At 63.2% G+C, this 20,448-nt stretch carries 20 protein-coding genes; 2 read left to right on the top strand and 18 right to left on the bottom strand.

Going from position 1 to position 20,448, the window contains the following annotated elements:
- Positions 1 to 126: 126 nt before the first annotated feature.
- The 17 genes from ACTNB1_RS10170 to ACTNB1_RS10250 all read right to left on the bottom strand — a co-directional run bounded on the left by ACTNB1_RS10170 (position 127) and on the right by ACTNB1_RS10250 (position 14,820).
- Positions 127 to 633 (bottom strand): hypothetical protein, encoded by a 507-nt coding sequence (locus ACTNB1_RS10170; protein WP_441169216.1) that lies wholly within the window; start codon positions 631 to 633, stop codon positions 127 to 129.
- Positions 633 to 1,130 (bottom strand): pantetheine-phosphate adenylyltransferase, encoded by a 498-nt coding sequence (gene coaD, locus ACTNB1_RS10175; protein WP_441169218.1) that lies wholly within the window; start codon positions 1,128 to 1,130, stop codon positions 633 to 635. The genes ACTNB1_RS10170 and coaD overlap by 1 nt, the downstream gene beginning before the upstream one ends.
- Before the next feature lie 33 nt (positions 1,131 to 1,163).
- Positions 1,164 to 1,709, bottom strand: coding sequence for a 16S rRNA (guanine(966)-N(2))-methyltransferase RsmD (gene rsmD, locus ACTNB1_RS10180; RefSeq protein WP_441169219.1), 546 nt, complete (start codon positions 1,707 to 1,709; stop codon positions 1,164 to 1,166).
- 22 nt (positions 1,710 to 1,731) lie between these two features.
- Positions 1,732 to 2,895, bottom strand: coding sequence for a DUF4358 domain-containing protein (locus tag ACTNB1_RS10185; protein ID WP_441169220.1), 1,164 nt, complete (start codon positions 2,893 to 2,895; stop codon positions 1,732 to 1,734).
- Complete coding sequence (gene uvrC, locus ACTNB1_RS10190) at positions 2,892 to 4,730, bottom strand: excinuclease ABC subunit UvrC (RefSeq protein ID WP_441169221.1); 1,839 nt, start codon at positions 4,728 to 4,730, stop codon at positions 2,892 to 2,894. Before uvrC ends, ACTNB1_RS10185 begins: the two co-directional genes overlap by 4 nt.
- A gap of 70 nt (positions 4,731 to 4,800) precedes the next feature.
- Positions 4,801 to 5,064 carry an HPr family phosphocarrier protein gene (locus tag ACTNB1_RS10195; protein WP_007495691.1) on the bottom strand — a complete coding sequence of 88 codons (264 nt, stop codon included), beginning with the start codon at positions 5,062 to 5,064 and terminating at the stop codon, positions 4,801 to 4,803.
- Positions 5,065 to 5,186: 122 nt separating this feature from the next.
- On the bottom strand, positions 5,187 to 7,559 hold the full coding sequence (locus ACTNB1_RS10200) for an endonuclease MutS2 (protein WP_441169223.1): 2,373 nt from the start codon (positions 7,557 to 7,559) through the stop codon (positions 5,187 to 5,189).
- Positions 7,556 to 8,431, bottom strand: a complete 876-nt coding sequence (locus ACTNB1_RS10205; RefSeq protein WP_441169225.1) for a PhzF family phenazine biosynthesis protein — start codon at positions 8,429 to 8,431, stop codon at positions 7,556 to 7,558. The genes ACTNB1_RS10200 and ACTNB1_RS10205 overlap by 4 nt, the downstream gene beginning before the upstream one ends.
- Position 8,432: 1 nt before the next feature.
- A complete protein-coding gene (gene recO / locus ACTNB1_RS10210; protein WP_441169226.1) occupies positions 8,433 to 9,188 on the bottom strand; it encodes a DNA repair protein RecO in 756 nt (251 codons plus the stop codon).
- A 30-nt stretch (positions 9,189 to 9,218) separates the two neighbouring features.
- Positions 9,219 to 9,344 carry a hypothetical protein gene (locus ACTNB1_RS10215; protein WP_441169228.1) on the bottom strand — a complete coding sequence of 42 codons (126 nt, stop codon included), beginning with the start codon at positions 9,342 to 9,344 and terminating at the stop codon, positions 9,219 to 9,221.
- Between the two features lie 65 nt (positions 9,345 to 9,409).
- Positions 9,410 to 10,303: a GTPase Era gene (era, locus tag ACTNB1_RS10220; RefSeq protein WP_441169229.1), complete on the bottom strand. Its 894-nt coding sequence runs from the start codon at positions 10,301 to 10,303 to the stop codon at positions 9,410 to 9,412.
- Between the two features lie 34 nt (positions 10,304 to 10,337).
- The gene (gene ybeY / locus ACTNB1_RS10225; RefSeq protein WP_441169231.1) at positions 10,338 to 10,823 is read right to left on the bottom strand and encodes an rRNA maturation RNase YbeY; all 486 of its coding nucleotides are present in this window, start codon (positions 10,821 to 10,823) and stop codon (positions 10,338 to 10,340) included.
- On the bottom strand, positions 10,820 to 11,302 hold the full coding sequence (locus tag ACTNB1_RS10230; RefSeq protein WP_441169232.1) for a hypothetical protein: 483 nt from the start codon (positions 11,300 to 11,302) through the stop codon (positions 10,820 to 10,822). Before ACTNB1_RS10230 ends, ybeY begins: the two co-directional genes overlap by 4 nt.
- Positions 11,299 to 12,264, bottom strand: coding sequence for a PhoH family protein (locus ACTNB1_RS10235; protein ID WP_441169233.1), 966 nt, complete (start codon positions 12,262 to 12,264; stop codon positions 11,299 to 11,301). Before ACTNB1_RS10235 ends, ACTNB1_RS10230 begins: the two co-directional genes overlap by 4 nt.
- Positions 12,261 to 13,490 (bottom strand): sporulation protein YqfD, encoded by a 1,230-nt coding sequence (locus ACTNB1_RS10240; protein ID WP_441169235.1) that lies wholly within the window; start codon positions 13,488 to 13,490, stop codon positions 12,261 to 12,263. Before ACTNB1_RS10240 ends, ACTNB1_RS10235 begins: the two co-directional genes overlap by 4 nt.
- A 10-nt stretch (positions 13,491 to 13,500) precedes the next feature.
- Entirely contained in the window at positions 13,501 to 13,776 is a 276-nt protein-coding gene (locus ACTNB1_RS10245; RefSeq protein ID WP_441169236.1) for a YabP/YqfC family sporulation protein, read from the bottom strand.
- Positions 13,777 to 13,818: 42 nt separating this feature from the next.
- Positions 13,819 to 14,820 (bottom strand): CCA tRNA nucleotidyltransferase, encoded by a 1,002-nt coding sequence (locus tag ACTNB1_RS10250; protein WP_441169238.1) that lies wholly within the window; start codon positions 14,818 to 14,820, stop codon positions 13,819 to 13,821.
- A 113-nt stretch (positions 14,821 to 14,933) separates the two neighbouring features.
- Here ACTNB1_RS10250 and murC point away from each other — a divergent pair, with 113 nt between their 5' ends.
- Positions 14,934 to 16,304, top strand: a complete 1,371-nt coding sequence (murC, locus tag ACTNB1_RS10255; protein ID WP_441169240.1) for a UDP-N-acetylmuramate--L-alanine ligase — start codon at positions 14,934 to 14,936, stop codon at positions 16,302 to 16,304.
- Positions 16,305 to 16,369: 65 nt separating this feature from the next.
- Here the strand turns inward: murC and ACTNB1_RS10260 are convergent, their stop codons facing one another.
- The gene (locus tag ACTNB1_RS10260; protein WP_441169241.1) at positions 16,370 to 18,376 is read right to left on the bottom strand and encodes a sigma 54-interacting transcriptional regulator; all 2,007 of its coding nucleotides are present in this window, start codon (positions 18,374 to 18,376) and stop codon (positions 16,370 to 16,372) included.
- 315 nt (positions 18,377 to 18,691) lie between these two features.
- On the opposite strand from ACTNB1_RS10260, the gene ACTNB1_RS10265 reads away from it, so the two are divergent.
- Positions 18,692 to 20,413 carry an acetolactate synthase catalytic subunit gene (locus tag ACTNB1_RS10265; RefSeq protein ID WP_441169242.1) on the top strand — a complete coding sequence of 574 codons (1,722 nt, stop codon included), beginning with the start codon at positions 18,692 to 18,694 and terminating at the stop codon, positions 20,411 to 20,413.
- Positions 20,414 to 20,448: the final 35 nt, after the last annotated feature.

Below are 20,448 nucleotides of genomic sequence, written 5' to 3' on the forward strand. Positions count from 1 at the left end.
GCCTTCTTTTCAGCATGAAAAACATGCGTTCGACTTTCCATCGTTACAAATGGAAACAAAAAAGCCACCATACCTTACGGTATGGTGGCGAAAAAGTACCATATTTCGATATTACGTAAACAGGATTTACTCGTCGGCGGCGGCGTCATAGGGCTGCCGGCCGGCAGGGGCGGAGCCGCCCGCCAGGGCACGGAACCGGGCCCGGGACTTTTTGATCTCGTCATAGGCCTCGGCCACCGCCTCCTCAGTGCGGCGGAGGGCGTCCTCACAGTAGTCGTTGGCCGCCTTGCGCAGGTCGCGGCTGCGCTCCTCGGCGGTGCGGAGCATCTCGTTGGCCTTCTGCTTGGCCTGGGCCAGTACCTCGTCCTCGGACACCATCTGCCGGGCCTGGTCCTCCGCCTGCTTGCGGATCAGCTCACCCTCCCGCTTGGCGGAGTTGATGTACTCCGTCCGGGCGGCAATGAGCTTCTTGGCCTCCGCCAGCTCCATGGGGAACTGGGCGCGGATCTCGTCCAGCAGATCCAGAGCCTTGTCCCGCTCCAGAATGCATTTATCGCTGCTCAAAGGCATGCTCTTGGCCTCGTCGATCATCTCGAAGAGCATGTCCAGTAATTCGTCTACGCCGGTAGCCATCAGCTATCCCTCCTGCTGTCCATTTTCCGCTGTACGTCCTCGATGATCTCCCGGGGGAGAAAATCCGTCAGGTCGGCCCCGTAGCGGGCCATCTCCTTCACCACGCTGGAGCTGATGTAGGTGTATTTCGTGCTGGAAGGCAGAAACATGGTCTCCAGACGGGGATTGAGCTTGCGGTTGATGAGGGCCATCTGCAATTCGTTCTCATAGTCGGACACCGCCCGCAGGCCCTTTACCAGGGTGCAGGCCTTCCGCTGCCGGGCATACTCTGCCAGCAGAGTGGAGGAGCAGTCCACCTCCACGTTGGGCAGCTTGGCCACTACCTTACGGATGAGCTCCACCCGTTCCTCCGGGGTAAACAGGCCCCGGTTTACCTTTTCCGAGTTCACCAGCACACAGACGATCAGCTTGTCGAAGCAGACAGCGGCGCGCTTGATGATATTCAAATGCCCCAGCGTAATGGGGTCAAAGCTGCCGGGGTAGATGGCGGTTTTCATGTGGGCTCACATCCTCATGCCGGGGAAAGGGGTTCAGGCGTCCCGGTGGTACAGCGTGATCTTGATCTTGCCGTAGCGGTAATCCCGTCCCATCCGATAGGGCGCGGGCAGCTCCGGCAGCGCCGCCTCGGCGGCACTTTCGCAGACTATTATACCATTTTCCGTCACGATGTCAATCTTGGCGATAGCCGACAGGGCTTTTTCCAACATTCCGGTGCCGTAGGGGGGATCCAGGAACACCAGGTCGAATTTCTCCCGGCAGCCGGTGAGGAAGGCCAGATAGTCCCCCTGGATCACCTTGCCCTGCTCTGCCAGCTTGGTGTGGGCAAGGTTCTCCCGGATGACGGCGGCGGCCTCCTTCCGCAGGTCCACGAAGGTGCAGTGGGCCGCGCCCCGGGACAGGGCCTCGATGCCCATCTGGCCGGTGCCGCCGAACAGGTCCAGCACCCGCCGGCCCTCAATGTCAAACTGTACGATGTTGAACACCGACTCCTTCACCTTATCGGTGGTGGGCCGGGTCTCCAGACCGGGCAGCTCCTTCAGCTTCCGGCCCCGGGCAATTCCTGTAATGACGCGCATGGCGATTCCTTCCTTTCTATGGTCAGTTGGGCAGACGGCCGGTGCCGTTCCAGCAGAACCGGACGGTGTCGGCCTCGGGCACATTGGCATAGTCCCACTGGTGGTCGGTTTGGCGCATATAGTCGCTGGTCACATTGAAATACTCGTGGTGGACCGCATCCCACTGGTTGGGCGACACGCTCTCACCGCCGATGGGGTCGTCCCAGGTGGGGTCCACACAGTACCATTCCCCCTCCAGCCGCACCATATTCCAGGCGTGGTCGGTGGTGGAGGCGGCCGACGCTCCCACTACGGTGATGCACTCGATCCCCGCCAGGTCCATCAGCAGCTGGAAGCTGGTGGCGTAGGCCAGGCAGATGCCGTACCCCTCCACCAGCAGGCCGTAGGGGTTAGTATTATCGGGCCAGCCCTTGCCGTCGGCATACACCGTCACGTCATACTCTCCCAGGCGCACCAGTGCGTCGTGGAGGGCCAGCTCCTTCTCAAAGTCGGTCATACCGTCGGTGATATGCTCCGCAAACAGCTCCCGGCACCGGGCCAGGATGGCGGCGTCCTTCTCGCTGAGGCCCTCCTCCTCCCCGCTCTCCCAGGCCGCCAGGATGACGGAGGTATCATAGAGGGTCATGTCGTGCTCATTGGGCGGATCGAAGGGGACAAAACCGGCCGTGTCCGGGGTGGACTCCGCCAGGACCGCTTCCCCGCCCACGGCCGCCTCCAGGGCGGACTGGGCCTTCTTCGGCTCCTCACAGACCAGCAGGGCGGCATATCCGTCCAGACTGGTCACCGTCCCGTCCTCCAGCAGGTCGGCCTGGTCCGGCGCGTAGCCGGTAAAATCCCCCAGCCGGGCCTGCCGGTGGGCTTCCAGAGCGGCGGTCACATTCCTCGCGTCCTCCACCCGGCTCAGCCGGAGGACGATGATCTCCCGGGCGTCCACACCGGAGGCGGTATAGGCCGCCGCCTCGGTCCACCAGGCCGTTTCGATGCCGCACACGGCGGTGAGATAGTCGGTCAGCTCGTCCCCGGTGAGGGGCGTCAGCCCCGCCGTATCCGGCTGGCTGTTCAGCACCGCCTCAGCGATCTCCGCCGCGCCGGGGGCAATGGCCGGGGCGGCCTGTCCGCTGTCCGTTTTGCCGCAGGCGGTCAGCAGGACCAGCAGGGCCAGGACCAAAGGCAGCGTCCGTCTCATCCGCCCTGCCCCTCTTTCTCCCGGAAAAAGTCGTACACCGCCTGGGCGGTATTTCTGGGCACCGCCGCCTGGAGCTGCTCCAGGGTGGCGGCCTTGATGTTCTTGATGCTCTTGAAGTGCTTGAGCAGTTCGCTCCGCCGCTTCTCTCCCACTCCGGGGATCTGGTCCAGCACCGAGCCCTTCACCCGCTGGTTCTGCTGCTGGCGGTGGAACTCGATAGCGAAGCGGTGGGTCTCCTCCTGGATCTGGCCGATCAGAGAAAAGATAGCCTGGTTGCCCTGAATGCCGATCTCCCGGCCGTCGGGGGTCACCAGGGCACGGGTGCGGTGGCGGTCGTCCTTCACCATGCCGAACACCGGGATACTGAGACCCAAATCATGCAGAACCCCCACCGCCACCTTGGCGTGGTTCTCGCCGCCGTCAATGAGCAGCAGGTCGGGCTTGTCGGCAAACTTCTCGTCCCCGTCCAGATACCGCTGGAACCGGCGCCGCAGCACCTGGTCCATGGAGGCGTAGTCGTCGGGGCCGTCCATGTCCTTCAGCTTGAAGCGGCGGTAGTCCCGCTTTAGGGGCTTGCCGTTGACATACACCACCATGGAGGCCACGATATCGTCGGCGCCCTGGTTGGAGATGTCGTAGGACTCCATCCGCCGGGGCGGGGCAGGCAGGTTCAGCATGTTCCCCAGCAGCTCCAGCAGCTTGTTCTGCCGTTCCTCCCGGGTGGTCCAGCGCTCCACTTCCTCCACCGCGTTGGTGTTGGCCAGGCGGATCAGGTCCATTTTGGCGCCCCGCTGAGGAGTCACCAGCTCAACCTTCCGCCCCGCCGTCTCGGAGAACATGCGCATCAGGGGCACCTCGTCCTCCAGCTCACAGGGCAGCAGGATCTGCCGGGGCAGGTTCCCACGGCCGCCGTAGTACTGCCGCACCAGGGCGGACAGGATGTCCGCCGTCTCTTCCTCCATGGGGGTCTCAATGAGGTCCCAGTCCTTGGCGGCCAGCTCACCCTCCACAAAGTGGAGCACCACAAAGCAGCTGCGGGTGGCCTCCCCCTTGTGGAAGCCCACCACGTCGGTGTCCGCCAGGGAGCCCGCCACCACCTTCTGCCGCTTGCCCAGCAGCTCGATGGCCTTGTACCGGTCCCGCAGCTCGGCGGCCTTCTCGAACCGCAGCTCCTCCGCCGCCTGTTCCATCTCCGTCTTCAGCTCGTCCCCTACCTCCTGGAACTTGCCCTCCAGCAGGCGGATGGCCTGGTCGATGGCCTCCCGGTAGCGGCTCTGGTCCATCTCCTTCCGGCAGTAGCCGTCGCACTGACCCATGTGGTAGTTGAGGCAGGGACGCTCCTTCCCGATATCCCGTGGGAACTTCCGATTGCAGGAGGGCAGTTTTAGGGCGATGCGCAGAGCGTCGATGATATTTTGCGTATTGCCACGGCTGCCGTAGGGCCCGAAATACCGGGCGCCGTCCTCGGCGGCCTTGTTGGCCAGAGAAAATCTGGGGTACTCCTCCTTCACCGTCAGGCGGATATAGGGATACCCCTTGTCGTCCTTCAGCAGGATATTATACCGGGGCTGGTGGCGCTTGATGAGGGAGTTCTCCAGCACCAGGGCCTCGAACTCCGAATCGGCCACGATCACGTCAAAGTGGTCGATCTGGCTCACCATGGCACGGGTCTTCTCCGTGTGGGTGGCCAGATTGGCAAAGTACTGGCTCACCCGGTTCTTCAGCGCCTTGGCCTTGCCCACGTAGATGACCGTATTCTTTTTATCCTGCATGATATACACGCCCGGCTTCAGCGGCAGGGCATGAGCCTTTTCCTTTAGTTCGTCAAATGTCATTACCCGCCCTCCTTTCCGCCGGGGTCAAAAAAAGCGCCGCAATGCGGCGCTTTTTTCTTTCGCTGTTGACTTACTCGGAGAAATTGGAGGAGATCAGCTCGATCAGAGCCTCCACAGCTTCCTTCTCATCGGGGCCGTCTGCAATGAGGTTGATGGAAGTCCCCTTGACGATCCCCAGAGAAAGGACGCCCAGCAGACTCTTGGCATTCACTCTCCGCTCGTCCTTCTCCACCCAGATGGAGCTCTTGAATTCATTGGCCTTCTGGATAAAGAACGTGGCCGGTCTGGCGTGCAGGCCAACCTGATTATTCACGACTGCCTCTTTCATATACATAGCGTTTCCCCCCAAGATGCATTCGCATACTTCGTATAATAGGATAGCAAATTTATCCCAAACCGTCAATGACAAAATACACAAATTCCGCACACGAAACTGGATTGATTGACGAAGACGCGCTATTTCAGTTCCGCGATGGTCACGCCGTCCTCACCCTCGCCGTAGCGCCCGGGGCGGAAGGACTTCACGTACCGGCTGCGCTTCAGGTGATCCCGCACCGCCTTGCGCACGGCGCCGGTGCCCTTGCCGTGGATGATGCGCACCTCGTTGAGCTTGCCAAGCACCGCGTTGTCCAGGAACAGGTCCAGGGCGCCGATGGCCTCGTCGGTCATCATGCCACGCAGGTCCACCTCCGGGGAGGCGCCCAGGGAGCGCAGCTTGTGCTCGGCCCGCTGGACCACCTTCTTGGCGGATTTGATGCTCTCGCCCTCCACCACCCGCACCTCGTCCTGCTTGGCGGTGATCTTCAAAATACCGGCCTGGAGCTGGAGGGAGCCGTCCTTGTTGACGGCGAGCACCGTGGCCTGGGTGCCCATCTTCACCAGCTCCACCGTGTCCCCTGCCTTGGCGGGCCGGGTGGGCGGCGGAACCGGCTCCTCCGGCCGCTGGCCCAGCTTGCCCTCGGCCTCGTTGAGGCGGTGGCGCAGAGCTGCCCGCTCGTCATTCACCCGCTGCCAGTCCTCTTCCTTCCTCTGGCGGCGGCGCATGTCGTTGAGCTCCTTGAACACCTGGTCGGCGGTATCTCTGGCCTCGTCCAGGATAGCCCGGGCCTCCGCCTGGGCCTTCTCCACCGCTTTCTGCCGCTCGGCCTCCATCTGGGCCTTGTACTCCCGGGAGGCCTTGGCGGTCTCCTCCATCTCCCGGCGGAGCTTGGCAGCGGCTTCTTTCTCCCGCTCCATCTCCTGGCGCTGCTCGTCCAGCTGAGTGAGCACGTCCTCAAACCGCACGTTCTCCGCGTCGATGCGGGCGGCGGCCTTTTGGATGATCTCCTTGGGCAGGCCCAGCCGCTGGGAGATGGCGAAGGCGTTGGATTTTCCGGGGATGCCGATGAGCAGCCGGTAGGTGGGCGCCAGGGAGTCCACATCGAACTCGCAGGAGGCGTTTTCCACCCCCTTGGTGGTCATGGCGTACACCTTCAGCTCGGCGTAGTGGGTAGTGGCGGCCACCAGAGCCCCCATCTCCCGGGCGCTCTCGATGATGGCGGCGGCCAGAGCCGCGCCCTCAACGGGGTCGGTGCCCGCGCCCAGCTCGTCGAACAGGATCAGGGTCTCGTCGTCGGCCTGCTCCAGAATGCCCACGATATTCACCATGTGGGAGGAAAATGTGGAAAGATTCTGGGCAATGGACTGCTCGTCGCCGATATCGGACAGCACCCGGCTGAATACTTTTACACAGCTGCCGTCTCCCACGGGAATGTGGAGGCCGCACTGGGCCATCAGGGTCAAAAGGCCGATGGTTTTCAGGGTCACCGTCTTGCCGCCGGTATTGGGGCCTGTGATGACCAGAGTATCGAAGTTCTCCCCCAGCATCAGGTCGTTGGACACCGCCTTGTTGGGGTCCAGCAGGGGGTGGCGGGCTTTCCGCAGGTAGAGGCCCTTGGGGTCCAGACGGGGAGCGGCGCCCCGCATGCGGTAGGCCAGCCGGGCCTTGGCAAAGATCACGTCCAGGATGATCAGCAGATCATAGTCCTGGGCAATGTCCTCCTTGAACTGGGCGCACTCGGCGGACAGCTCCGCCAGAATGCGCTCGATCTCCTTCTCCTCCCGGGACTGGAGCTCCTTCAGCTCGTTGTTGGCCTTCACCACGCCCATAGGCTCGATGAAGAAGGTGGAGCCGGAGGAGGACACGTCGTGGACCAGACCGGGCACGTCGTTCTTGTGCTCCGACTTTACCGGCACCACGAAGCGGTCGTTGCGCTGGGTGATGATGGCATCCTGGAGGTAGCGGGCCTGGCTGGAAGAGATCAGCTTATTGAGGATGTCCCGCACCTTGGAGGCGGTGGCCCGGATGTGCCGCCGGATGGCAGCCAGCTCAGGGCTGGCGGCGTCGGCGATCTCGTCCTCACCCACGATGGCCCCGGTGATCTTGTCCTCCAGGAACCGGTTGGCCGTCAGGGAGCGGAACAGGTGGTCGATGCAGGTTTTGGTCCGGTCTCCCTCTCCCTCGCCGTACTCCTTGGCAGAGCGGGCGGAGCGGAGGACAGCGGCGATATCCAGCAGCTCCCGGGTATTCAGCGCGCCGCCCATGTCGGCCCGCTGGAGGGAAGCCCGAACGGGCCGCACGCCGGAGAAGGAGGGCGAACCCCGCAGGGCGGTCATATTCACCGCGGCAGTGGTCTCGTCCAAGGCGCGCTGGACGTCGTCCACATCGGTGAAGGGCCGCAGGGCCAGGCAGCGGTCCTTGCCCTCCGCCGTCACCGCCTGCTCGGCCAGCTTCTCCAGCACCCGGGGCAGCTCCAGGGTTTGTATGGATTTTTCAAACAAATCGGTCATGTAGGTTCTCCCGTAATCAATTCACATTTCAGGGTAATAAGGGCACGGCCCCCCACCCGGACCTTGACGCCGCTGCCGTCCTCGGTGATGCGGCTCAAAATCTCGGAGGGCTTGCCCATCTTCTCCCCCTGCACAAAGCGGTTGTCCGCCCCGGCCTGAATGAGGCCCCGGCGGTACAGATAATAGGTCAGGGCTCCGTTGGAGGTGCCGGTGGCCGCCTCCTCGGGGATGGCGTACAGGGGAGCGAAGTTGCGGCAGTGGGCGGCGGCGTCGGGGGTGTTGGGGCAGAACATGTGGACGCCCACCACGTCATAATGCTCCGACAAACGGGTGACCTCAGCCTCGTTCTGCACCGCCTTGTCCAGGGTCTCCAGGGTCTGCACCGGCAGCAGGATATCCATGAGGCCGGTGCTCACCGCCTGGGGCTCCAGCCCCGCCGGACGGTCCGCCAGGGTCAGGCCGTAGGCGGCGTACAGTTCTTCCTGCTCCGCCTCGCTAAAGGTCCGCCCGTCCTTGGGAGCAGCCATGTCCATCCACACAGCGTCCTTCCCCACCTCGATCTCCAGGTCGCCGGAGCGGGTGTGGAGGGCGTAGTCACCGGGCGCAATGGCCCCGGTGTCCCGCAGGACGGTAAAGGCGGCGATGGTGGCGTGACCGCACAGGTCCACCTCCTCCGCCGGGGTGAAATAGCGGATATGGAAGGCTTTCTCCCCGGTCTGCTTCACGAAGGCGGTCTCGGAGTGCTTCAGCTCACCGGCCAGGGCACGCATGAGGGTTTCCGCAGGAAAATCCTCCGACCCCAGCAGAGCCACACCGGCCTGGTTGCCGGAAAAACGCGTGGTGGTAAACGCGTCGGCTACGTACAGTTCCATCTTACATCCCCGCTTTCAGTTGTTTATAAAAGTCCAGGGTGTTGAACCCCCGGTCCAGCTGGGTGAGCAGGAATCGCTCGCACACCCGGCTCAGGCAGTCCAGCCCCTTTGGGTCCAGCTGGAAGGAAAACAGACGCTTGGGGTCGCCGTAGACGATGTGCCGCATGGCGGCCAGGGTGCTCCCCTCCAGGGCAAGAGAGGCGCCCTCTCCCACCTCGTCCTTGCAGGCGGCGCAGTGAAGCACCCCCTGGACCAGGTCCAGCCGGGGTTTCTCCGGGTCGGGCAGGCCGCAGGCGGCGCAGGCGTCCAGCAGGGGCTCGTACCCCTCCAGGCACATGAGCTTCAGCTCAAAGGCCGCCTTGATCAGGGCCTGGGGCTTGTTCAGCTTATCCAGGGCGTGGAGGGAATTCAAAATCAGGGACAGGGCGGCGGGGTCGGGCCGGCCCTCCACCGACACCGCCTCCATCACCTCAGCAAAGTAGGACCCCAGAGCCAGCAGCTCCACGTCCGATTTCATGTGCCAGAACTGGCGGATGGACTCCGCCTCGTTGAGGGTGAACCGCTCCTGATACTCGAAGAGGGTCATGTCGGAGTAGACCAGCAGCTGGGCGGAGGCCGCCAGAGGGCTGTTCTTTCTCCGGCAGCCCCTGGCCTTCACCGTCCGCTTGCCCCCCTCGGCGGTGAGCACTGTGAGGATCTTGTCCGACTCCTTGTAGTTGACCTCCCGCAGCACCAGCCCCTGGGTGGTGATGTGCATGGTTCCCCCTCCTGTTATGTAGGCGGGCGGTCAGCCGCCCGCCGGGTGTTCCGGTTTCTTTCCCCGCTGCTGCAGGGACGTCCGCCGGTACAGGGTGTACGCCTCCGGCAGGCCGGTGCGTACAAAAAGCCGCCAAAGAAGCTCCGTCCGATCCACGTCCAGCCACTCCTTCCGGACTTAGCTTGGCCGGATGGACAACATTTATCAGCGGTAAAATGTGCTCATTCGTCCTTATATCCGAAATTATGGATCAAATTGATGTTGTCTCTCCAGTTCTCCTTCACCTTCACCCAGGTCTGCAAAAAGACCTTGGTGCCCATGAAGGCCTCGATATCGGTGCGGGCCAGGGTGGAGATCTTCTTCAGCATGGCGCCGCCCTTGCCGATGATGATGCCCTTGTGGCTGGCCTTCTCGCAGTAGATGGTGGCGTCCAGATCGATGATCTCGTTGTCCCGCTCGGAGAAGCGGGTGACCTCCACGGCGGTGCCGTGGGGGATCTCCTTGTCCAGGCAGAGCAGCAGCTTCTCCCGGATGATCTCGGCGCACACCTGCCGCTCGGGCTGGTCGGTGACCATGTCCTCGGGGAAGAGCTGGGGGCCTTCCGGCAAAAACTCCGCCAGCATGTCCAGCAGCTCGTCCACACCCTCGCCGTTTTTGGCGGAGATGGGCAGGATGGCGCTAAAATCATGGGCCTGGCCGTAGGTCTGCATGACCGCCAGCAGGTCGGCCTTCTCCACCGTGTCGATCTTGTTGATGACCAGCACGGAGGGCACGCCCAGCTGCTTGATGCGGGCAATGAGCTCAGCCTCGGGGCCGCCGATGTGGGGAATGGGCTCCACCAGCAGCAGGATGGCGTCCACGTCGGCCACGCTCTGCTTGACCACGTTCACCATGTAGTCGCCCAACTTGGTGCGGGCCTTGTGGAGGCCCGGGGTGTCCAGGAAGACATACTGGCAGTCGTTGCGGTTCACCACCGCGCAGATGCGGTTGCGGGTGGTCTGGGGCTTATTGGAGACGATGGCGATCTTCTCCCCTACCAATGCGTTGGTCAGGGTGGACTTGCCCACGTTGGGCCGGCCCACAATGCTTATCATACCAGATTTTTTGATTTCCATAGGTGATCCTCAACTTTCTTGAGCTTTTTATTGTTTAATCCCGGCCAATACCCAATTGACCCAGGATGGCCTCCTCACGTTCCCGCATTTGAGCCTTCTGCGGCCCCTCGTCCATGTGATCGTAGCCCAGCAGGTGGAGCACCGAGTGGACGGCCAGATAGGCCACCTCCCGGCGGGTGCCGTGGCCGAACTCCTCACCCTGGGCGCGGGCCCGCTCCAGGGAGATCACCATATCCCCCAGAGGCACCAGGCCGGTGCCCGGGTCGGCGTCCTCCTCTGCGGGGTGCTCCCCGGGCTGAAGGTCGAACATGGGAAAACTGAGCACGTCGGTGGGCCGGTCCACCTCCCGCTGCTCCAGGTTGATCTGGTGGATGCCCTCGTCGTCGGTGAACAGCACGTCCACCTCGCAGGGCACCTCTACCCCCTCCGCAGCCAGGGCGGCGGGGATCACCTGCCGCAGCAGGTCGGCGTACTCCTCCGTTCCGTCTACCTCGGTCTCAATGAGAATTTCATGGTTCACGGTTCTTCCTCCTCAGGCCCTTCCACGGGCTCGTCCAGCACCCAGGGCAGGTACAAACTGATATCCAGGTCAAAGCAGGGCTCGGGAAACTCCGGCTCGATATTGTAATTCTCATAGCCCAGCATCATCTGGAAGGCAGGGAATTTTGCCGGTGCCCCCCAGTCGGAATTGCCCTGATTTTCCCCCGGCTGCCCGGTCACCGCGCCCGCCACGCGCCAGCTGATCTCGTAGAGCAGCCCCTTCTCCCGCCAGCTCTCGTCGTGGTAGAGCTCGCACACATAGGTGGCCTTCTCCGGCGGGATGGACAGGCTGTCCAGGATGCTCAGGATCTCCTGCGGCAGCTTCCGCTCCTTCGCCAGAGCCACGAAATTCCGGCAGTGGCCGCAGGTGCAGCTCCACTCCTCTGCCCGGGCATACCAGGTTCGGGTGGCTTCCTCGTCCACCTCCACCGTATACCCGTACCAGCTCAGGCGTTTCATTTTTTGTTCCTCCGGTTCTCGTCGGCCTCGTAGGCCTTGATGATCCGCTGGACGATGACATGGCGCACCACGTCGGCCTCGTTCAGCTTGCAGATGGCGATGTCCTCCACCCCGTCCAGCACCCGCATGGCCTCCTTCAGGCCGGACACGGTGTCCCGGGGCAGGTCGATCTGGGTGACGTCGCCGGTGATGACGATCTTGGAGCCGAAGCCCAGGCGGGTGAGGAACATCTTCATCTGCTCCCGGCTGGTGTTCTGGGCCTCGTCCAGGATGATAAAGCTGTCGTCCAGGGTGCGGCCCCGCATATAGGCCAGGGGCGCCACCTCGATGTTGCCCCGCTCCACATACTTCTGATAGGTCTCGGCGCCCAGCATCTCGAAGAGAGCGTCATACAGGGGCCGAAGGTAGGGGTCAACCTTGCTCTGGAGGTCGCCGGGCAAAAAGCCCAGCCGCTCCCCCGCCTCCACGGCGGGCCGGGTCAGGATGATCCGGTTGACCTGCTTGTCCCGGAACGCGGCCACGGCGGCGGCCACCGCAAGGTAGGTCTTGCCGGTGCCCGCCGGGCCGATGCCCAGGGTGATGGTATTTTTCTTGATGGCGTCCACATACCGCTTCTGGCCCAGGGTCTTGGCCTTGATGGGCTTGCCCTTGGCGGTGACGCACAGCACATCCCGGGCGATGTCGTTGATGTGCTCCTCATTGCCCGCCCGCACCAGGTTGATGATATAGCGGACGTTCTGCTCGGTGATGCTCTCCTTCCGGCCCGCCAGGCCCAGCAGGCCCTGGACGGCCTTCACGGCGTACATGACGTTTTCCGCCTCGCCGGAGATCTTCAGCTGGTCGCCCCGGCTCACCACCGACACGCCCAGCTCGCTCTCAATGAGCTTGATATTCTCGTCAAAGGACCCGAAGACGTCGATGACGTCCTCCATCCGCTCGATATTGATGGTCTGTTCTATCATGGATCGGCCTCGTTTTCTTGTGTGTTCTGGTCGGGCACGAACCGCCCGATCTCCTCGGTACACTCCGCCTGGAGGGTGACATGGAGCACGCCGTCCTCCTCTTTGGCGGTATAGTCAGTGCTGACGATCTCGCCCGACCCCACCGCCTCCTCCAGCGCCTCCAGCAGGCGCTCCTCCAGCAGAGACCGGGCGGCATCGGCATCGATCTCCACAGCGGCGGTGGTATAGGCCCGGCAGGTCTCCTTCTGGACGGTCAGGGGCATCTCCTGGCCGCCGGGGAGAGTCAGCTCCCAGACTTTGCTTATTTTATCATACTGGTCGAAGTGAATTCCACTGTTTCTGAAAAAAACAATCCGCCGGCCCAGAATCGTGGCCGACCAGCAGGTCTCCTCCTCACCGGTGTAGGTCTTCACCTGAGCCTCCAGGGGGATCTCCGCCTCCAGGGTGCGCCAGGTGCGGGCATGGACCTTTCCCTCCGCCCGGACCTGGATGGTCCCCAGGTCGGGGACCTCGCTGTACATGGGGGCTTCCAGATGGACGGTGCCGGAGATCAGGGTCTCCCCCGCCAGCACGGTATCCCCCACATCCACCAGAGCCTCCCCGGATAGGGCGTCCATTTTGGTGATGATCCCCGAGGCACGGGCCACCACGCTGCCCGTCTGGCTCAGGTCCACCACCTCCGGCTCCGGGGTGGCCTCCCGCACCAGCACCTGGGCCCGGGTGCCGTAGAGGTTGATGCTCATCCAGGACAGCTCGGGGATCTGGAGCAGGGTCTTGGTGCGGATGGTCTTTTCGTCCAGCCCCGGCCCGAACACCCCAGGCCGCAGGCCCTGCCTCCGCAGCTCCGCCAGAATGACGGCGGTGGGCACGGTCTCGTTGCCCGCCACCTGGATGGTCAGCACGAACTGGGACAGGACGCACACCGCCGTCAGGGACAGCGCCAGGCCGATCAGCAGAGCGTACCGGCGGCGGAACCGCTCCAGAAAGGCCAGCATGCCGGTTTGACCCGCCTTGGTGACGGTGCACATCACCCGCTCCCCCAGCTCCACGGCCTCACCCGCACCCTGGCGGGTGACCGTCAGCCGCAGCCGGGTGCTCTCCAGCCACTCCACATTCCAGAACAAGATCCCACGCTGGGCGCACAGGTTGAGGAACCGCTCAGGAAAGGCCCCCTCCACCTCCAGGCATACTTTGCCCCGCAGGGCGTTGGTCACCCATTTCAGCATGGCGCCCTCCTCAGGTCAGGTCCAGGCCCTGGATGGTGCCGGTGATCAGCAGGTGTCCGGCGTTCATGGCCCGCAGCTCCAGGTTTTTCCCCCGCACCTTCACGATCAGCTTGCCGCCGGAGATGTGGATCTCCTCGCTGCCGTAGGCCAGGATACCCTTGTGGTTCTCCATGCGCAGCTCATGGCTGCCCGTCAGCTCGATGTGGGGCAGCCCGGCCACGATCTCTCCCGGCAGATCCAGGGCCTCCGCCGTCTTTTCCAGCAATCCTCTGCGGTTTTCCTCCATGGTCTCGCCCCCTTGTCTCCCATGCTTATGCGGGAGAGGGGCTTATTTTGCCTGTCCAAAGGGGATCAGCGCCAGCAGTTTTTCCCGCCGGTTATCCTCCGGGTGGGCCAGAATGTGCTCCGCCAGGGCTTTCTGGACGGCTCCGATCTCCTTCCCTTTCAGCCCCAGGGCGGCCAGCTCCCCGCCGGACAGGGCCAGGGTTTTGATAACCTCCCGCTCCGGGTGGAGCACCCCCTGTCTCAGCGCCCGCTCCACCGGCAGACGCTCCAGCGGGAAGCCGGTTTTTCCACAAAAACCCCGCCAGCGGGGGATAACCTCCGCCGGCAGTTCCCGCAGCTCCGTCAGGTCGGGGCAGTTTTTTACCGGGTACAGGTGGGCCAGCAGACCCAGGCGGATGGCCTCTCCCGCCCACTCCGGCCGGGGTGACAGGAGGGTCTTTTCCAGCTCGATCTTGATCCGTTCCCCCGACACCAGGGCGGCCCGGTGGGCATTGCGCCCGATGGCGGCCAGGGTGTTATCCTCAATGGCAAAGCCCAGCTGGGCGGCAAACCGGAGGGCGCGGAACATCCGCAGGGCGTCCTCGGCAAAGCGGGTGTCCGGGTCGCCTACGCAGCGGACCACCCCGGCAGCCAGGTCGGCCCGGCCACCGAAGGGGTCGATGACTTCCCCGTCCGGCCCCAGGGCCATGGCGTTGATGGTAAAGTCCCGGCGGGCCAGGTCCTCGGTAAGCCCCACATCAAAGGATACCCCGTCCGGGTGGCGGCCGTCGGCGTAGCCTCCCTCCCGGCGGAAGGTGGTCACCTCCACCGGTCCCTCCTCCGTCAGTACGGTAACGGTGCCGTGCTTCAGACCGGTGGGCACGGTGCGGTCAAAGAGGGCCATGGTCTCCTCCGGCCGGGCGGAGGTGCACACATCAAAATCCCCCGGAACCCGGCCCAGCAGCAGATCCCGGACGCAGCCTCCCACCGGATGGGCGGCATGTCCCGCCCGCCGGAGGGTGTCCAGGCAGCGGACAACCCCCGCCGGCAGGGTCCACAGGTTCATTTTCTACACCTCCAACGGTATTTTTCCCTTGCCATTTGCCTATAATGGTTTATAATATAGTGTTACTGTTTCAGTAACTTATTATAATCTGTAGAAAAGGGTGTGTAAACCCCATGGCAAACGCCAATATACATGACTACATCGTTCCCGGACGCCATGCCCACCTGGCGGGCATCGGCGGGGTATCCATGTCCCCTCTGGCGGAGGTGCTCCACAAGATGGGCATGGTCATCACCGGCTCCGACATGCACGAGAGCGCCACGGTGGAGCATCTGCGCTCCCTGGGCATCCCGGTGTCCATCGGCCACCGGGCGGAGAATATCGAAGGGGCGGAGCTGGTGATCCGCACCGCCGCCATCCACGACGAGAACCCCGAGATCGCCGCCGCCCGGGCAAAGGGCATCCCGGTGTTTGAGCGGGCTCAGGCCTGGGGCTCCATCATGCGGGGCTACAAGAACGCCCTGTGCATCTCGGGCACCCACGGCAAGACCACTACCACCTCCATGTGCACCCACATCATCATGGCCGCCCAGCTGGACCCCACGGTGATGATCGGCGGCACCCTGCCTCTGCTGGGCTCCGGCTACCGGGTGGGCCACGGTGACACCATCATCCTGGAGAGCTGCGAGTACTGCAACTCCTTCCTGTCCTTCTTCCCCACGGTGGCGGTGATTCTGAACATTGAGGCCGACCACCTGGACTTCTTCAAGGATCTGGAGGATGTGGAGCACTCCTTCCGGGCCTTCGCCGACCGTGTGCCGGAGAACGGCCTCATCGTGGCCAACGCCGACGACGCCAACACCATGCACACCCTGGAGGGGGAAAAGCGTCCCATCCTCACCTTCGGTCTGGAGCAGGGCGACGTACACGCCGCCAACCTGACCTGGCACAACGGCCTGCCCGCCTTTGACGTGATCTACCGGGGAGAGGTGTTCACCCACGTGGAGCTCCAGGTGCCCGGCGAGCACAATGTGAAAAACGCCCTGGCCGCCGCCGCGGCCTCCATCGCCCTGGCGGTATCTCCCCAGGCGGTGAGCGAGGGTCTGAACGCCTTCCTGGGCGCCGGCCGCCGGTTCGAGCACAAGGGCACCTTCCACGGCGCGGAGGTGTATGACGACTATGCCCACCACCCCGGCGAGCTCCAGGCTCTGCTGTCCGCCGCCCGCACCCTGGGGTATGAGCGGATCATCTGTGCCTTCCAGCCCCACACCTACACCCGCACCAAGGCTCTCTTTGACGACTTCGTTCAGGTGCTGCGCCAGCCCGACCTGACCATCCTGGCGGAGATCTTCCCCGCCCGTGAGGTCAACGACATCGGCATCTCCTCCAAGGACCTGGCGGATCAGATCCCCGGCAGCGAGTATTACGCCACCCTGCCGGAGGTCACTCAGCGGCTGCGGGAGCTGGCCAAGCCCGGCGACCTCATCCTCACGGTGGGCGCCGGCGACATCTACACCGCAGGCGAAGCGCTGGTGAAAGGCTGAACCCCTTCCTGTAACACAAACAGGACCCGTGGGAACCCGTTAAAACGGGCTCCCACGGGCCTTTTTTATGCTCCGGTCAGCGCGGCAAGTCCGGCGTCGGTGAGCCTTATCCCCTGACGGGTTTTCCCGACGACGATCAGCCCGTCTTCTGAAAGCCGGTGGAGCTCCTTTTTGAGCCGGGCCTCGGTGAGCCCCCGCTCTGCCACCTGAGGCAGGCGCAGCAGGGAGCCTCGCCCGGCAGTCTTACCGGCTGCGGTCAGCTCGTCGATGCTCCGCAGGAGCAGCAGCTGATCCGCAGAGGCCGGGCAGACAGGTACAGGGCCCTGTGCCTCCTCGCCGAAAAACGTCTCCATCAGCTCGTCCAAAAGAGGAGCGGAGCGTTCCTCCGGCGTATTCTGCTGTAAAAAAATGGACAAATTGCTGGCAAAGGCCCGAAGCTCCCGCACATTGCCCGGCCAGGAATAGCGCAGTGCCCACTCCGTCACTCGCTCCGGCAGCTGAGCAGGACCCAGCACAGCCTCCAGAATGTCCGGAATATCCCCCCTGCGCTCCCGCAGCGGCGGAAGCGTGAGGGAGAGGATCTTCAAGCGGTAGTAGAGGTCCTCCCGAAACGCGCCTTCCCGCACCATTTGCTTCAGGTCCTTGTTGGTTGCACAGATGACCCGCACATCCACCGGGATCACCTGTGTGGAGCCCACCGGCATGATCTCCCGCTCCTCCAGCACCCGCAGCAGGCGGCTCTGCACCTGGAGGGAGACATCGCCGATCTCGTCCAGAAAGATGGTGCCCCGGTGGGCGCTCTGGAACAGGCCCTGCTTTCCGCCCCGCCGGGCGCCGGTAAAGGCTCCCTCCTCGTAGCCGAAGAGCTCGCTTTCAATGAGCGTATCGGGAATGGCGGCACAGTTGACCGCAATAAAAGGACCGCTTTTCCGATGGGAGGCGTTGTGGATGGACTGGGCAAAGAGCTCCTTGCCCGTACCGCTCTCTCCGTAGATCAGGACTGTTTCGTTGGCCCCCGCGTAATACCGGCCCAGCCGGATCGCCTTCTGAATGGCAGGCGAATCCCCCCGAATATCCTGAAAGCTGTATTTTGCCGGATGGGAGCCCGCCTCCCCCAGGGCAGGGCGGCTGCGGGCGGGGGTAAGGGTGAGGAAGCAATGCTGATGCTGGCGGAAGGTCTCATAGCGGATGCTCAGCACATAGGCCCGCTTGCGGATAAACAGGACCTGCTGCTCCACCGGCTCCCTTCGGGCCAGACACGCCTCCAGCTCCGCGGCGCAGGACATGCCGGCGAAGCAGCTGGACAGCGGATGGCCTACAACATCGGACTTTCCGCCCCGGATCAGCCCCTCTGACCGGCCGCTGAGCTCCAGAATGTTCTGGTTTTCGTCCAGATGAAAAAGCACCGTATCCGAAATGTCCAGCGCCCGGTCCAGCGCATAGCGCCCCCACGCAGCCTGAGCATAGGAGGTCTGCAAATGATAGAACTCATTGACGTGCTGCTTCATCATGGAGATCTGAATCTGATCCAGAAACTCCGAGGGCAGATCATAGATCTTGACGATCTCCGTCAGGGTAGAGGGCTGGATGTTCCGGTAGCCCAGGTCAATGTACAGTTTTTTATTGTCCGGACAGTAGCTGCGGAAGCCGCTGTACACCACAATGTCATAGGGCGTGGTATCCAGATCGCAGCCGGGCCAATAGGGCACGTATTTCAGGTGGTGGATACCCAGCAGATACAGGTTCTCCACCAGGTCCTCCGCGATCTTCCGGGGCTTGTTGACCACCAGCACCGACGTGCCGTCCGGGATCTCAAACAGTTTTTGCAGCCCGCTCTGGTCGATAAAGCGCTTAACAAATATGATCTTGCTGTTGGGAAAATACTTTCCGGCATACGCCAAGGAAGTAATATTGACCAGCACGGCGGCCGGCTCCTCCGGCAGGGTGTGGACCGTAGCCAGCGTGACAGGCAGAATATCCAGGTAAGAAGAAAAGATCTGGGAGAGGGTCTGACACAAATAGTTTCGGTCCACGTCGCTTTCGGTAAATACGGCGATGGCGCGTTTTCGCATGGGCTGACAGTCTCCTTTCCGGCCGCTCAGACAGGCCCTTCCTCTTCAGGATATCAGGTCTTTGGAAAAAGTCAATTGGATCAGGTCCATTTTAATTGTATTCAGGATATCCTAATTTGTGTTTTGCCCCCACCCAGCCAGGCGAAAAATTATGCAATCAGGCGAAAATCCGGGTGGGCTTTTGGGCGGATATCACAAATTCGGCGTCCGCCACCGGTCGAAAGCGAGTTGGAATCTCCTTTGCATTAAAATAGGGCCGTTACTTCACCCGGCTATCAGACAGCAGCCCCATGAACCAAAAAGGAGATGCGCGATATGAAAGGAACCCCTGTTCAGGGCACAAATGCACAGATCGTCGCCCGCTGCCTGAAGCGGCACGGGGTAACGGAGCTGTTTGGGCAGAGCAATCCCACCAAAATCACGCTGGCCTGCATCGAGGCCGGCATCCGGCAGGTGGGCTACCGGCAGGAAAATTCCGGCGCGTACATGGCGCAGGGCTATGGCATGGCCAGCGGAAAGGTCCCGGTGGTCACCGCCCAGAACGGGCCGGCGGCCACCCTGCTGGTACCCGGTCTGGCGGAGTGTCTGAAGGCGTCCCATCCTGTGGTGGCCATCGTGCAGCAGATCTCCCGCCACGACTACGAAAAGAACGCCTTTCAGGAGATGGACCACGAGGCCCTCTTTTCCGGCTGCGCCAAGTGGGTCAAGACCGTGCTGACTGCCGACCGGATCGAGGACTATATCGACATGGCCTTCACCGCCGCCGCAGGCGGGCGGCCCGGCCCGGCGGTGCTTCTGTTCCCGGTGGACCTGTTCAACGACGACACCGCCTATGCACACACGCTGTACCGCCAGGAATCCCTGGGCCGGTATCCGCTGGACCGGACGGCGGCAGACCCGGAACAGGTCCGCCGGGCCGCCAGGCTGCTGATGGAGGCCAAAGCCCCGGTGATCTACGCCGGCGGCGGCGTGATCTCCTCCGGAGCCCAGGCGGAACTGCGGGAGATTCAGGAGAGCTATCACATTCCCGTGGCCACCACCATGATGGGCAAGGGCAGCGTGGACGAGACCCACCCTCTCTCCATCGGCGTGAGCGGCTATATCACCGGAAAACGGGGCATGGCAAAGTTCCTCAAGCCCATGCTCTCCGAGGCCGACGTGGTGCTGCTGGTAGGCAACCGCACCAACCAAAACGGCACGGACAGCTGGACCCTGCTCCCCAAAAACGCCGTCTACATCCACATCGACGTGGACTCCATGGAGATCGGGCGCAATTATGAGGCCTCCGTCCGGCTGCTGGGGGACGCCAAGCTAACCCTGGCTGCCCTGAGCCGGGAAATGGCCGCGCTGGACCCCACCCTGCGGCGCAGCCGCCGGGCGGAGCTGGAGCAGCAGATCGCCCAGGGCCGGGCCAGGCATCTGGAGGAGATCCGGGACGTCACCGAGGGGAACACCCGTGCCCCCGTCATGCCCGAGCGGCTGATGACGGCGCTGGAGCCTTATCTGGAGGACGACCACATTCTGGTGGCCGACGCCAGCTTCTCTTCCATCTGGATCGCCAATTACATCCGGGCGGAAAAGAAGCGGGAATTCTATCTGCCCCGGGGGCTGGCCGGTCTGGGCTGGGGGCTGCCCATGGCCATGGGCATCAAGGTGGCCCAGCCGGGCCGGAAGGTGTTCTGCCTGTCGGGAGACGGCGGCTTCGCCCACGTGTGGAGCGAGCTGGAGACCTGCAAGCGGGAGGGCATCGACGTGGTGTGCGTGGTGCTGAACAATGAGCTGCTGGGCTATCAGTACTACGCGGAGCACGCCAAGTTCGGCGCCAACACCAACGCCTGCTACATCCACCCGGTGGATTACGCCAAGCTGGCTCAGGCCTGCGGGCTGACCGGGCTGACCCTGCGGGATCCCGCCGAGATCGATACAGTCCTGCAGCAGGCCTTTGCCGCGGAGGGCACCGTGGTCATCGACATGCACACCGACGACCGCTGCGTACCGCCGGTGTCCCTGCTCCAGACCGCCGCACCGCAAATTTGAGCGCGGGGGGTTGGGGGATATGCAGCGCCGCCACA

The sequence above is a fragment of the Flavonifractor sp. HCP28S3_F3 genome (assembly GCF_052065355.1).
Lineage (GTDB): Bacteria > Bacillota > Clostridia > Oscillospirales > Oscillospiraceae > Flavonifractor.